The sequence below is a fragment of the Nostoc sp. LPT genome, from assembly GCF_017115165.1.
In the GTDB taxonomy this organism is placed as follows: Bacteria; Cyanobacteriota; Cyanobacteriia; order Cyanobacteriales; family Nostocaceae; genus Nostoc.
In genome coordinates, this window is sequence record NZ_JABXKF010000110.1 from 33547 (window position 1) to 47352 (window position 13806).

11 protein-coding genes are annotated in these 13806 nt (G+C 39.8%); 4 read left to right on the forward strand and 7 right to left on the reverse strand.

Features of this window, described 5'->3' with window-relative positions:
• Window positions 1-67: 67 nt before the first annotated feature.
• The 5 genes from HWQ58_RS21245 to HWQ58_RS21265 all read right to left on the reverse strand — a co-directional run bounded on the left by HWQ58_RS21245 (window position 68) and on the right by HWQ58_RS21265 (window position 7576).
• Window positions 68-3865: an FG-GAP-like repeat-containing protein gene (locus HWQ58_RS21245; RefSeq protein ID WP_292866853.1), complete on the reverse strand. Its 3798-nt coding sequence runs from the start codon at window positions 3863-3865 to the stop codon at window positions 68-70.
• A gap of 226 nt (window positions 3866-4091) precedes the next feature.
• Window positions 4092-5348, reverse strand: coding sequence for a hypothetical protein (locus HWQ58_RS21250; RefSeq protein ID WP_292866855.1), 1257 nt, complete (start codon window positions 5346-5348; stop codon window positions 4092-4094).
• A gap of 89 nt (window positions 5349-5437) precedes the next feature.
• Window positions 5438-6139 (reverse strand): helix-hairpin-helix domain-containing protein, encoded by a 702-nt coding sequence (locus HWQ58_RS21255; protein WP_292866857.1) that lies wholly within the window; start codon window positions 6137-6139, stop codon window positions 5438-5440.
• 24 nt (window positions 6140-6163) lie between these two features.
• Entirely contained in the window at window positions 6164-6505 is a 342-nt protein-coding gene (locus tag HWQ58_RS21260; protein ID WP_292866859.1) for an NINE protein, read from the reverse strand.
• 675 nt (window positions 6506-7180) lie between these two features.
• Window positions 7181-7576: a hypothetical protein gene (locus HWQ58_RS21265; RefSeq protein WP_292866861.1), complete on the reverse strand. Its 396-nt coding sequence runs from the start codon at window positions 7574-7576 to the stop codon at window positions 7181-7183.
• A gap of 307 nt (window positions 7577-7883) precedes the next feature.
• On the opposite strand from HWQ58_RS21265, the gene HWQ58_RS21270 reads away from it, so the two are divergent.
• The 4 genes from HWQ58_RS21270 (at window position 7884) to HWQ58_RS21285 (ending at window position 11885) form a co-directional block, all read left to right on the forward strand.
• Window positions 7884-8045 (forward strand): hypothetical protein, encoded by a 162-nt coding sequence (locus tag HWQ58_RS21270; RefSeq protein ID WP_292866862.1) that lies wholly within the window; start codon window positions 7884-7886, stop codon window positions 8043-8045.
• Window positions 8046-8188: 143 nt separating this feature from the next.
• On the forward strand, window positions 8189-8542 hold the full coding sequence (locus HWQ58_RS21275; RefSeq protein WP_292866863.1) for a hypothetical protein: 354 nt from the start codon (window positions 8189-8191) through the stop codon (window positions 8540-8542).
• A gap of 412 nt (window positions 8543-8954) precedes the next feature.
• Window positions 8955-10307 (forward strand): histidine phosphatase family protein, encoded by a 1353-nt coding sequence (locus HWQ58_RS21280; protein ID WP_292866864.1) that lies wholly within the window; start codon window positions 8955-8957, stop codon window positions 10305-10307.
• Between the two features lie 273 nt (window positions 10308-10580).
• Window positions 10581-11885 carry a dihydroorotase gene (locus HWQ58_RS21285; protein WP_292866866.1) on the forward strand — a complete coding sequence of 435 codons (1305 nt, stop codon included), beginning with the start codon at window positions 10581-10583 and terminating at the stop codon, window positions 11883-11885.
• Window positions 11886-12009: 124 nt separating this feature from the next.
• On the opposite strand, the gene HWQ58_RS21290 is transcribed toward HWQ58_RS21285, so the two are convergent.
• Both HWQ58_RS21290 and HWQ58_RS21295 read right to left on the reverse strand, forming a co-directional pair.
• Window positions 12010-13101: a hybrid sensor histidine kinase/response regulator gene (locus HWQ58_RS21290; protein ID WP_292866868.1), complete on the reverse strand. Its 1092-nt coding sequence runs from the start codon at window positions 13099-13101 to the stop codon at window positions 12010-12012.
• Between the two features lie 370 nt (window positions 13102-13471).
• Window positions 13472-13657: a hypothetical protein gene (locus HWQ58_RS21295; protein WP_292866870.1), complete on the reverse strand. Its 186-nt coding sequence runs from the start codon at window positions 13655-13657 to the stop codon at window positions 13472-13474.
• Window positions 13658-13806 lie beyond the last annotated feature (149 nt).

A 13806-nucleotide genomic window follows, 5' to 3' on the forward strand; every position in this document is an offset into this window, starting at 1 on the left:
ATACGAAATGCTTTAAATACCAACTCGCAAACCGTAGCGCTTGATGATGCCAGAGTGCTAATTCCGATTAAACAACCACAAAATTATTTTCGGTTAGTGACAATCCAGTAGATAATTGTGCAAATTTTACCTGAGTAAACCCAGCCGCACTACCATCTTGGTCAAAGTAGAGTCCACCTGTAATATTGTCATAAATAAATCGTTGATTGCTTGTCGTTGCAGATGTTCCCAGGGTAAACTGATTTGCAAAAAGTGAACCTTTTGATAACCCGCCACCAAAACCAGTAGCTGATATCTGAATCAATTCATTGCTGGCGTTGAAGTCATAAAGTCTATCTACACCTTCATTGTAACTATTGAAAACAAAGGTATCAGTACCAAATCCTCCAGTTAAGCTATCATTGCCATTGCCACCTGTGAGGATATCATTGCCATTACCACCATAAAGGGTATTATTACCAGAGGCGTTAGAGGCACTAAGAGAATCATTCCCATCCCCCCCCAAGAGAAGATTAGCACCTGATGAATAATCAACAATTAACTGATCATCACCAGCACCACCGTTGAGCGTATTATTGCCAGAGACAGTATAAACTCCGTAGAAAGAGTATAAGGAGGCTGACCCGGAGGCATTAAGAGAATCATTCCCATTGCCCCCAGAGAGTAGGTTATTACCTGATGAATAGTTAGTAACTAAGTTATCATCACCAGCCCCACCATTGAGGGTGTTATTCCCAGAGATAGCAGAAAGACTGAACTGGCCGCGGTAGTCGTCGTAGTAGCCAAAGGCACTAAGAGAATCATTGCCATCACCACCATCCACCAGGTCATTACCCTTTGAACTGTTAGCACTCAAATTATCATCACCAGTACCACCATTGAGGGTGTCATTGCCATCATTGCCAACGAGTGTATCGTTGCCATTGCTGCCTACAATGTTATCGTTGTAACGTGTACCTATGATGTCTAATCGTTCAATATTCTTGTAGTTAAGCCGATTTGTGTTTACTGTAATCGAGCTAATGTTAGTAGTAGCATTAAAAGCTGAAGTGATTCCCTCAGTAAGACTGGTGTCATCATAGATAAACCGCAATGTATCGTCACCTGTCCCTCCATCTACAGTTGTAGTCACTAAGGAGGAAGTATATCGGGCACTGAACAAGAACGAGTCATCACCATCGCCCCCATAAAATAAATTATTCCCTAATAAAAACTGAGCATTGAAATTATCGTCACCAGCGCCACCGTTAAGGGTGTTATTGCCATATGAGCGAGCGTCGAAGTTGATAGAGACGGTGAAAGAATCATTGCCATCGCCACCAGAGAGCAGATTATCGCCTAGTGAAGAATTATCATCGAACAAATCGTCACCAGCGCCACCGTTAAGGGTATTATTGCCATCGGCAGAAGAAAGAACCAAAGAATCATTGTCATTGCCACCACAGAGCAGATTATTGCCTGGTGAATTATCAACAATCAACCTATCATTACCAGTACCACCAATCAGAGAATCATTACCAGTACCACCAATCAGAGAATCATTGCCAGTATCACCAATCAAAGAATCATCACCAGTACCACCAATCAGAGAATCATTGCCAGTACCACCAATCAGAGAATCATTGCCAGTATCACCAATCAGAGAATCATTGCCAGTACCACCAATCAGAGAATCATTGCCAGTACCACCAATCAGAGAATCATCACCAGCACCACCAATCAGAGAATCATCACCAGTACCACCGCGGAGCAAGTCGTTGCCACTCAAGGCGTCGATGCGATCATTCCCACCTTGACCATTAATCACATCATTGGAGTTGTTAAAACCCGCAATGTTATTATTTAAGTCATTGAGGAAAGTGACAGTATTTTTGTTGAAAATGCTAGTTTGAGTGGAATTAGAATCAATTACATCAAAGCTGTCGGCGATGCTGGTTTGCCCATCAAATAGGATATTGCCAAGTCCAGGTCGTGAAGAAGTTGCTGGCAGATTATCCAGATTTTCTAATTTGAAGTTTTGCAGAGTAACTTTGGGGTTAGCCAGATTTTCAAAGGTGATTTCTAAGTTGTTGCCTTGAGGAGTCAGTTGCAAGTTTCGGGCAGTCAAGCCATTACCTGTAAATTTTAGTGTATCAACATTGGCAATCACTTCTGGCGATGGATTTGACCCAGTGCCTACACCACCAAAATCAGTGATGATGTCATTGCCATCTTCAGAGTAAAAGATAAACTGATCTTGACCGCCGTTGCCCGTCAAGGTATCGCTACCAGCTAATCCATCGATGATGTTATTGCTAACAGTGCCTACAAGAGTATCTGCACCAGGAGTTCCCGTAAAATTAAGCATACCTGTGACGCTATTGCCTACATTTGTTCCCCCAAATAAGACATAGCTTTGCCCAGCTCGAATGTTACCGTTAGGGGAGGCAAAATATGCGCCAATAATCGCGTCGTCAATGCCATCGTTGTTGATGTCTCCCGCATCGCTGACCGACCAGCCTATTTCGTCACCAGCAGCAATACCGTTAATAGCGAAGCCGTTAGTGCCATTCAGGTCAGAAAGATTGAGAATGCCGCCACTGCCTACATTTGTTCCCCCAAACACTACATAGCTTCGCCCAGAATCAGTTATGCGGTTAGGAGAAGAATTCGGTGCGCCAATAATCAGGTCGTCAAAGCCATCATTGTTGAGGTCTCCCACATTGCTAACCGAGAGGCCAGAGCGTCCACCCCCAGTAATGCCTTTAATAGTAAAACCATTGCTGCCATTAAGGGACGAGACGTTAAAGTTACCACTATTCCCGACGTTTGTCCCTCCAAACACCACATAGCTTTGCCCAACCCAAGTACTCCAGTCGAAAGGATCGCCAGCATCACCATTGAGGGTGACACCTGGTGCCCCAAGAATCAGGTCGTCAATGCCATCACCGTTAATGTCTCCTGCACTGCTGACTGAAAAGCCTCCTTCAGCAGCAGCATTAATGCCATTAATAGTGAACCCATTAGTGCCATTCAAGGACGAGAGGTTAAAGTTAACACTACTTCCGACATTTCTCCCTCCAAATACTACATAAGCTTGCACCGCACCTTGTCCTGTGTTGGGGTAGGGAATAAATTTTGCAAAAATCAGGTCGTCAATGCCATCGTTGTTAATATCCCCGACTTTCTTGCTGAATGAGGCGTTAATTAAAAAGCCATCAGTGCTATTGCTATTAGGGGACGAGAGGTTGAGAGTGCCGCTACTGCCTAAATTTTTTCGCCCAAAAAGTACATAACTTTGATTCGTGTCATACGCTCCAAGAATCAGGTCGGCAATGCCATCACCGTTAATGTCCCCTGCATCGCTCCCGACGCCAAAGTTGGTAATTAAAAAGCCATTAGTGCCATTCAGAGAAGAGAGGTTGAGAGTGCCGCTACTACCCACATTTGTCCCTCCAAACACCACATAGCTTTGCCCAGTAAAATAATTATTGTTGTCATTCATGAAGGCAGTCGGTGCCCCAATAATCAGGTCGTCGATGCCATCGTTATTAATATCCCCCGCATTGCTGACAGAACTGCCTGAACGTTCAGCCTCACCAATACCGTTAATTGCAAAACCATTAGTACCATTCAGAGAGGAGGGGTCAAAAGTGCCGCTATTGGCTACATTCGTCCCTCCAAACAGCACACAGCTTTGCCCAGCAAAAATTATGCCGTTGGAGTAGACATTTGGTGCCCCAATAATCAGGTCGTCGATGCCATCGTTGTTAATGTCCCCCGCATAGCTGACGGAAGCACCTAACTCGTCATAAGCAGCAATACCGTTAATAATGAAGCCATTGCTAGCATTGAGGTCAGAGAGATTAAATGATGAATTAGCCATAATTTTATCTTGTTTTTGTTGTGACTGAGAAACTAATAAGTGGTGTAGTTCAATTGAGATCCCCACACTTACCGTCTCGCTGCCTATAATTGCAAAACCAGTTAAATAATAGCGGTTTTTCGATATCAGCTAGTCTATCTATTTTAGCTACGAACTAAGTACAGCTCGTCATTAAAAAGGGACAAAAATCAAGCCGCAGTTATCAGGTTATATTTAGTCAACAATTTCAAGCACGTTTGTTTAAAAACTGTTTGGCAATTGGACTCCAAAGCACAAGCAACACAACTCCAAAACCTAAAATCAAAAACTGAATGTTGTTTACAAGTTTTTGTTCGGTGTAGACGGAATTATTAACCTGCGTCCAGGGTACTAAAGTTTTGCCCCAAACCAAAAAATCATCAATTACTATGAATAATCCCAAAGCATAGGACTTTTCTTCACCCCATACTAGCGGTAATCCCAAAATTTCAGTGATAGCGAGCGTACTTTCAAACAACTGAGTATCTTGATAAGCATGTGCTGGAGCAATGCTAACAATTGTACTGGTTGGGCCAATGCCAAAGATAATTGGCCCAGAGTCAACATCTGCGTAGCCATCAGCACTGACGGGATACTCTCTCACGGGGAAAAAGCCTAAGACTGAGGAAACAAACTGTTTGCGAAACTGAGCATACTGCTGTTTTGCAAACTTGGAATCTAATTCTAGTAGAAACGGCAAAAGATAGACTTGACTGGTACCTCGTGCGCCAATCTCAATTTCACCAGTTACAGCGTCAATTTTGTGAGGAATTAAATTTGTTTGTGGATCAAGATGCTGGCGAGTATAGCTAACCCAACGCTGAATTACTGGTTGATAATTACTATCAAACAATTCATCGTGCAAAGCTAAAGATGCTAAAGCTACGGTTTGATCACAAGGCCAAGCTTGTCCGGGATAAGCATCAATGGTTACAGTGGGACTTTTTGTAAACGCCTGGGCTAACTCTTGAGATTGGGCGCGAAATCGAGTAATATCTTGGAGCGATCGCTCTTTTGGTGACTGAATTTTTAATAGTCCACCCAACAACCGATTACTCCAACCTAAATAAAATACACCATTGGCAACTTGGGTATCTGCTGTAAAAGGTGCGCGTCCTTCGGGTGTATCTACTTGAGATAAAACCCAACGCACCTCTTTAATTGCTTGTTGGCGAAGAGGTTCGGACTTTGAAGACAAAGCAACATTCACCCAACTGTAACCATAGACTATATGGCTAAAAAACCATCCTTCTGGGAAAAACGCCTGCATCGTTTTTCCTTCACCTACATTTAACCGTCGTTTGATGTTCTTTAATTGCATTAGTGCATCAGGACTAAGTTGTCCAGGTGCATAATCTTTGGCTGACACTGTTAACAGGCAAAAATTAACTCGGAGTACAAGTAAACTTATAGCAATAGTTAAGAAGACATAAGTCCAATAGCCAAATTTCTGCAATCTACTCATATTAATTATCTCTAACAGATTTATTCTCTGTGTTTTCCTACAAAGAATTATCTTCTCCTATTTTCGACCCTTTTTTATGACGGACTCTACTAAGCTATGTGACGATAAGTAGTAAATGGTAATCCAGTGCGCTGCTTCACATCAATCAAGGATTTATACTCACCTCGTTGTTTTCTTTCTGCTACAATTTGTTCTGCGATCGCTCCATCTATTCCACAGGTAATCAATTCTTGAGTTGAATATGTGTTTAATCGTTTCCAAGAAAAATCAGCTTCTTTTTTGTAGTTGTAGCTAAAAGTAATCAGTGGTGTAATTCGAGTTACCTGCTTTTCGGGAATTCCGGCTATTTCGATTAACTCTTCTACATGAGTGAAAACATATCCCTCATTCATCAATGATTCGATGTTATTTGCATAAACTATAGGTAGCCCTAAATAGTTAACTAGTTCATTTTTAGAGCATTCATTAATATCTACCTTATCACGAGTACTGGCAACTAACTTTGCTAGCTCTTGTTCTTCAGGAATTGGTAAGTTTTTTGGATAAATTTTAACTAAATAAGATTTTTTTAGGTAGAAAGCAACACCAATTTGAGCTATCCAGATTGCAACTGCTAAACTATTTGCCGATAAAGCTAAAGCTAAAGCAGAGGTGCTAATCCCTAGTACAATCCAAGTATTAGTCTTGGATTTATAACCTGCATAGGCAATAGCAAATCCCCCAAATGTCGGAATTAATGATAACCACACCCAAGCAGGAGTTTGTTGGAACCAAGATTTAGATTGTGACACAGTAAATCGACTGATGATTTTTATTTACAAAGATTTCAGAAGTTTTTGCCGCTTTTCTTCATACTCTTCTGCGGTAATTATCCCAGAATCAAAAAGATTTTTTAAATCAGCTAAGGCACTGGTTGCATCTTTAGCAGATACTGGCCCACTTGCGCTTGCTAGACCTTGATTATACTTTATATTGAAATCGCGGTCTGACATTATAATTAGCCCGAAGAACTCAACAAAGGCTATTAAAGCTGGAATACAAGTCCAGCAAAACAATAAGTACAAAATACCTGCTACATTTTCTCCTAAATAAAATTTATGAATTCCCAGCCCTCCGCCAAAAAAGCAAAGCAGAATTGCTGTAGATTTAGTCTTCATGGTATTTCCTTACTTAATTAACTTTAATAAATATTTATTGGCATATAATAAAAACAATTTTTTTGACATTTTTTGATTATTTATGTGGTTTATTAGCAAACCTTGCTGTCAAAAAATAAATAACGATTATACATAGTTGAGATTGCATTAAGACTAAATATCCTTTAACTATGTAGTTTAAATCTAGATTGGAATTGAAATAAAAAATCAGAGAACCAATTGCTAGATATGGAACTAAACGTAATTGATGAATTTTAATTTTTATTCTTTGGTTATTCAAGTTGCTCATCAGTAGATAAAGTTATGTTGAGCAATAATTGCTGATAAACAATCGATTGATTATTACAAAATTGTTTGGTTTAACAGATATTGACTGTCATTTAAAGCTAATCTTAGTTAATTTATATCTGTTAAACCTCACGAATTTTACCGACTTTACTTATAGTTACATCAATAGAGTTACATAAAGTTTCTGATGACTAAAGTAAAATGCACAGCATAAAAAATTACTTAAGTTTTGCCTTCTTTACTGTTTTAGACAACAGAACAATGTAAAATTCAAGCACAACAGCGATTAGCAGCTATTGTTCTACTTGGCATAACTCCTGTTCGTGCCTAAAAACCTGCTAAAAACAGGCTTTGTTTCAATAGTGCAGACTTAAGTCTGAGGCGCTTTTATGCAGTTATAGCATCCTTAGTAGTTGCTTCCTCTAAAGTCGCTTTCAAGCGTGTTGCTCTGCTTTTACGGATGCGATCGCTTTTGCGAACACCACCCGCCATCTGATATTCATGGCTGTCTTTACCGTACTTAAAGGCAACTCCCAGGAGCATTTTTTCACTCAGATCGCTCAAAGTTTTTTCCAACTCTTTCATCTCACTTTTGTAAGAGTCAATTACAGCCAGAGTGGTATTATAAGCATCTATTTTACTACGGTACTGCTGAATTACTTGTGCGACATTTTGCAAGTTGCGAGCATCCCCAAAATCCATGCTGGGATCGATTGCTTTGAGTCCAGCGATTCTCAATTCAGCTTTTTCTAGAACGCGATATGTACGCTTTTGACGAGGCATAATTATGTTTTTTTATGGTGTTCTAGAGCTAGCTTGCCTTACTAAAGCCTAATTTTGGTTGGGTAAAACCCACGAATTTTAGTGTTTATTCTAACAATATACTCAGTAATATCAACTAAAATTATGCTGTTTGTAACGAAAATCGTAGTGATACTAACTAAATTCGTAACATTGTAACGAAAATTATGATGTTTATAACAAAAATCGTCGTGATGGTAACTAAACTCGTTATTTTAGTAACAAATTTGTAATAATGTAACGAAAATTGTAGTGGTGGTCATGCTAGAATCCTTTTGCAATATACATTTTGGCAGTTTTTGACCCCTATTTTTTAAAGTCTTGTGAGAAATCCGGGTTAAATATCCTTAATTTAATGCTGGCATATCTCAACGAACTTAACTGCGATCGCAAAGAAACTGAACCAGATAATCCAACTTCCAAAGAGATGCTATTCGTTATAGCTTGGTAATGCCTAAAACAGCAAAAATTATTGACACGCTAAGTATATACGCAATAAAATTATTATAGTTAAACCTAACGATAGAGTTAATCAAAGTATTTTTCCCAGAGAATAAGAGACAAGCAATATTAAAAATAATTTGGATAAAACAAATGAACGCCAAAATTATTGCTTTCTTGGGGATTACAGCAACCTTTGCAAGCTTAGGAAGTCAAGTCTACGCTCAATCACCAGCATCAAACTCAAATCCCAGACAATACAGATTAACTGGTGATTCTCTAGTTGGAATCGATCGGAAAACAGCCCAAGATGACTTTAGAAGTTTTTTTGAGCAAACGAATCCAGCAAGTATTTCCAATAATAATAGAAGAGACAATAAAGCTCCAGCCCAAATCCGCTTTAGCGAATCATTATCACAGCCCGACACTTCGGTTTTCTTAACACCGGCTCAGTCAGGCAATGACAATGATGGACTGCAAGTACAGTTAGATATAAGGAGAGAATAATCAGCTATAAAGGCTGACGCTGTAATTTTAATTAATTATGCGTTGCCTAAAATCCTTGCTAATAGTCTGTTAAGTTTAAATTAGTAAGGTCAACAAGTTCGTAGTAAGGACTAAAGTCCTTAATTTTTTAAGCACTAAAGTGCTTACTACGAACTTTTCATTACTAGGTTAGACATTATACTAAGCACAATTTTGAAATTGCGCCTACATCATTTTCACTCTTCCTATTTTTACTTAAATCAAAACAGTTTTATTAGAAAACATCGTTCAGACAACGGCAGTTTTAGCCGATCGTACTGCCTCCTCTACCAGAATAAAGTTTTACACCTGACTCAATCCGCCTTCCTGAGTCGATAATTATGCAATCGTTTTGCAGTAAAATTAATCGTCAAGATAAGAGGAGGGCTTTGAGATGACTCGTGTCATCATTGTGCGCCACGGTCAAAGCGGTTATAACACCGAGCGGCGTATCCAAGGACGCACTGATGCGTCAACATTAACCGAAAAAGGTCGTAAAGATGCCATTAAAGTAGGCAAAGCCCTCAGCAATATCTTATTTAATGCAATTTACAGCAGTCCCTTGCAACGAGCGAAACACACAGCAGATATTATCCATAGTGAGTTAGCTACTCAGGCTAAACAATCTGCTGTACTCCAAGTTTCTGATTTGCTGCTAGAAATCGACCTACCTTTATGGGAAGGACTGCTGACTGCTGAAGTCAAGCAAAAATTTGCTGAAGATTACCGCACTTGGCATCAACACCCCGACGAACTGCGGATGCTGCTTAATGATGCACAGGGGACAAGAGAACATTTTCCCGTTCTTGCTTTATACGAACAAGCACGGCAGTTTTGGCAAGAAATTTTGTCCCAACATCAAGGCGAAACTATTCTCATTGTGGGACATAACGGAATTAATCGCGCCTTGATTAGCACAGCGTTAGGAATCCCTCCCAGTCGTTACCACTCAATACAGCAATCTAACTGTGGCATCACCGTATTAAATTTTGCTGGAGGATTGGGCGAACCAGTCCAGCTAGAATCCTTAAATCAGACGCAACACACTGGAGAGACTCTACCTTCATTGCGACCGGATCATCAAGGAGTACGATTGTTACTAGTGCGTCACGGTGAAACCGACTGGAATCGCCAAACCAGGTTTCAAGGACAAATTGATGTCCCTCTCAACGAGAACGGTAGACAACAGTCACAAAAAGCAAGCAAATTTCTCCAAGAAGTAGCAATTGACTTTGCTGTAAGTAGTACAATGCTGCGCCCTAAAGAAACAGCAGAAATTATCTTAAAACAACATCCGAATGTAAATTTAGAATTGCAAGATGGTTTAAGAGAAATCAGTCATGGTCTCTGGGAAGGAAAATTAGAAACAGAGATAGAGCAAGAGTTTCCGGGAGAATTGCAGCGATGGCGGCTGATACCAACGCAAGTGCAAATGCCTGAAGGGGAGAATTTGCAACAGGTGTGGGAGCGCAGCGTTGCAGCTTGGCAATCAATTCTGCAAGCCGCATCAAATAATCAATTCAAAACTGTATTAGTAGTAGCTCATGACGCTACTAACAAAACCTTGCTTTGTCACATTCTGGGTTTATCGCTGGAAAACTTCTGGAGTTTTCGCCAGGGTAATGGTGCAGTCAGTGTTATCGACTACCCTGCTGGAATCGATGGTTTACCAGTACTGCAAGCGATGAACATCACCTATCACTTTGGTGGAGGCGTACTAGATAAAACAGCAGCGGGAGCGTTGTGAGTGCTGAGTGCTGAGTGAGGAGTGAGGAGTTAGGAGTGAGGAGTGAGGAGTGCTGAGTGAGGAATAAAGTTAGAAGCGATGACTGAAGAACAAATAACTCATAAGTAGCTAGACGTAAATAAATTAAAGTTTTTAGTAAGGACTTTAGTCTTAATAATCCTTGCTTTGAGCGATGAATCGCTCGCTACGAACTAGGATTTTACTTTATGTTTAATTATGCCTACCTACTTAAACTCCTAACTCCTAACTCCTAACTCATAACTAAAAACTTTTATGACTGAACTGCTGCAAAAAGTACGAGTGATTGATCCTGTTTCTGAAATCGACAAACTCTTTGATGTACTGATTGCTGATGGTTATATCCGAGAAGTGGCTTCGCACATTTCTGATATCAGTTCCGATACTCAAATCAAAGATTGTCAGGGATTAGTTCTCGGCCCTGGATTAGTGGATTTGTACAGCCACTCTGGTGAACCTGGCTTTGAAGAACGGGAAACCCTTTTGTCTTTCTTGCAAGCTGCTGCTGCTGGCGGCTTTACTAGAGTTAGCATTTTACCTGATACATCCCCAGCTATTGATAACCCTGCGCTTGTGGCACAGTTGCAGCAGAAAAGGCCAAAAGGGCACAAAAGCAAAGGAGCAGAGAAGAGTTTGTCTTTCCTGCTCCCCTGCTCCCCTGCTCCCCTGCTTCATCTTTGGGGTGCTATCACCGTAGATATTGCTGGGAAGCAGATGACGGAATTGGCAGATTTAGCGTCTGCTGGAGTTGTTGGTTTTACTGATGGTAAGCCCTTAGAAAATTTGGCACTGGTGCAGAGAGTGTTAGAGTATCTCCAGCCATTGGGTAAACCAGTAGCATTTTGGCCTAGCGATCGCCAGTTAACAGCCAATGGTGTCATGAGAGAAGGGACAAATGCTCTCCGTTTTGGTTTACCCCCAATACCCGCCAGCGCTGAAACTACTGCGATCGCAGCAATGCTTGAATTGGTTGCAGCCATCGGCACACCAGTCCATATCATGCGTGTCTCTACAAATCGCAGCGTGGAATTAATCGCTTCAGCGAAAGCGGCTGGTTTACCCATCACCGCCAGCACCACCTGGATGCACCTTTTACTTGATACCAAAGCAGTTAAGAGTTATCACACCAGCTTGCATTTAGATCCGCCTTTAGGTAATCCCAGTGATATGGCGGCGTTGCGTGCAGGGGTACGTGCGGGTGTAATCGATGCGATCGCTATCGATCACACACCCTACAGCTACGAAGAAAAAGTCCAAGCCTTTGCCGAAGCACCTGCTGGGGCAATTGGTTTAGAGCTAGCATTACCTTTGCTGTGGCAATATCTTGTTGAAACTGAGGAATTTACAGCTTTAGAATTATGGCGGGCATTGAGTACCAATCCAGCAGAGTGTTTGGGGCAAAAAGTAAGTGCGATCGTACCTCATCAACCAGCGGAACTTACTTTATTCGACCCCCAGCAAACCTGGAAAGTCGAACGTAAAAGTCTTTATACACTTTCACAAAATACACCTTGGTTAGGACAGCAGTTAAAGGGTCATGTTGTACAAACTTGGTGTTGAAAAAGCATACTTAAAACTACGGAATATAACTAATCCCCTAAAAGATTAAGATAGATTCCCCTTACTCTCTGAATTACTATTTTGTAAATTTCTATTTTACTGTAGTTATATTTGTAAGCATCCCCTAGCAAGGCAAACTAACACTTACAGTAGTTCCTTTTTCAGGAATGCTAGCAATTGTCAATTCACCACCATATAATTTAACTATATGCTGAACAATAGCCAGTCCTAAGCCAGAGCCTTGTTGTTCCCATAACTTTCGATTAAATTGTACAAAAGCTCCAATTTTATTAATCTCTTCAATTACCATCCCTTTGCCATTATCAATTACATATAAATTAAATTTATTACCTTCTCTCTTACTCATAACTTTAATTTCGCTGTTCGGTAAAGAAAATTTAAAAGAATTCTCCAGTAATTCTTCAATAAGAATACTCAAATTTTCTTGTGGTAATTGTACTGGAGATTCTTGGATATCTAGCTTTAAATCTTTTTCTCTACAGTTTTCTGTAGCTTTTTTGAAAGCGACTTCACTAATAATTTTTTCAGTAAAACATCTATCTTTTTTTTCTTTTATTTGACGACTTTTTTCGGGACTTTTAGTTATTAATTCCAGATTACTATATAATAAAAACCTTTGAACGAGTGCATTCAAGCGATTGGCGGATCTGTAAATTAATTCGGCAATTTCGACTTCTTCAGAGTCAGGCATGATGCCACAACTTTCTATTAACAACTGTGACATACCAAGAATACCATTTAGAGGTGTATTCAGTTCGTGAGGTAATGAGTGAGCAATATTCATTCTGAGTTCGTCTAGTTTGGCTTGAGCTTGGCGCTCAACCAAAGCGTGTTTATGAAGACGAGAAGCGATCGCATTGAGTAGTTCTTCAGGAGTAAATGGTTTAGTCAAATAATCATCAGCCCCAAAATCCATTCCCTGACGAAAATCTGAACGCTCTGATTTTGCAGTAACAAATATTAAAGGAATATTGATAGTTGCTTCATTTTGGCGTAAAGCAGACAGCACGCTATAGCCGTCTAATTCAGGCATCATAATGTCACAGATAATTAAATCTGGTAATTTTGATTGAGCAATTTCTAATCCAATCTTACCATTTGCAGCTATCAAAGTTTCAAAATCAGAAAGTTGTAAAATTTCTTGAATGTTTCCTCTTACTTGGGGTTCGTCTTCTATAATTAAAATTGTGTTCATCTATGATTAGTAAAGATAAAATATCAGTTTTATTTTATTGATTTAGCATGATATGCTATAGCAATTTTCATCTAGTACAGCATGGCGTAAATAAACATACTATTTCAAATGGCGCAAGAGCTTGGAATACAATTATGCGTGACTTTTGACTTTTGACTTCCGCCTTGCGGTACTAGTGAGATACGTTTTCAAAGGTACTAACCTTGGTAAACAAGATTTGGATATACTTCAGTTGCTTAGGAAACGCTATATCCATATAAAGCTTATCTTGCTAAACAATAAAAATTAATTGTCAATAATACCGTATAATCCTATTCATGCCCTAAGTATAAACGCTGAAATATTTAAATATGTTTGTTGTAAAACTATACTATTTGCTATGGTTAAGCAAATTAAAATTTTGCAAAACTTTGGCATTTTCTGGGGTTAGTAGTGTTTGTAAGTTCTTCATTTCATTCAAAAACATGATTTTTCTAGCATACTCTTGTTGTCGGATACTCAAGTAGCGATCGCACTCAACATCTGATTGAGCTTTTTTCAGCATATAGATTGCCATATTGATATTTGAAAGCGGATTGCCTAAGTCTTGTAAAAGTTTTTGTAAAACCTTGTTGCATATTTATGCTAGGTATTGGCTATCTTGCAGTTTTTGTGATATCTATAGACGCAGTAAATACATCTGCTAGAACTGATTATTCAGCTTAA

Bases quoted from the DNA above. Each gene is read 5' to 3' on its own strand.
- HWQ58_RS21245 (WP_292866853.1), bottom strand. From the start codon at position 3,865: ATGGCTAATTCATCATTTAATCTCTCTGACCTCAATGCTAGCAATGGC.
- HWQ58_RS21265 (WP_292866861.1), bottom strand. From the start codon at position 7,576: ATGCCTCGTCAAAAGCGTACATATCGCGTTCTAGAAAAAGCTGAATTG.
- HWQ58_RS21295 (WP_292866870.1), bottom strand. From the start codon at position 13,657: ATGGCAATCTATATGCTGAAAAAAGCTCAATCAGATGTTGAGTGCGAT.
- HWQ58_RS21280 (WP_292866864.1), top strand. From the start codon at position 8,955: ATGACTCGTGTCATCATTGTGCGCCACGGTCAAAGCGGTTATAACACC.
- HWQ58_RS21290 (WP_292866868.1), bottom strand. From the start codon at position 13,101: ATGAACACAATTTTAATTATAGAAGACGAACCCCAAGTAAGAGGAAAC.
- HWQ58_RS21275 (WP_292866863.1), top strand. From the start codon at position 8,189: ATGAACGCCAAAATTATTGCTTTCTTGGGGATTACAGCAACCTTTGCA.
- HWQ58_RS21250 (WP_292866855.1), bottom strand. From the start codon at position 5,348: ATGAGTAGATTGCAGAAATTTGGCTATTGGACTTATGTCTTCTTAACT.
- HWQ58_RS21285 (WP_292866866.1), top strand. From the start codon at position 10,581: ATGACTGAACTGCTGCAAAAAGTACGAGTGATTGATCCTGTTTCTGAA.
- HWQ58_RS21260 (WP_292866859.1), bottom strand. From the start codon at position 6,505: ATGAAGACTAAATCTACAGCAATTCTGCTTTGCTTTTTTGGCGGAGGG.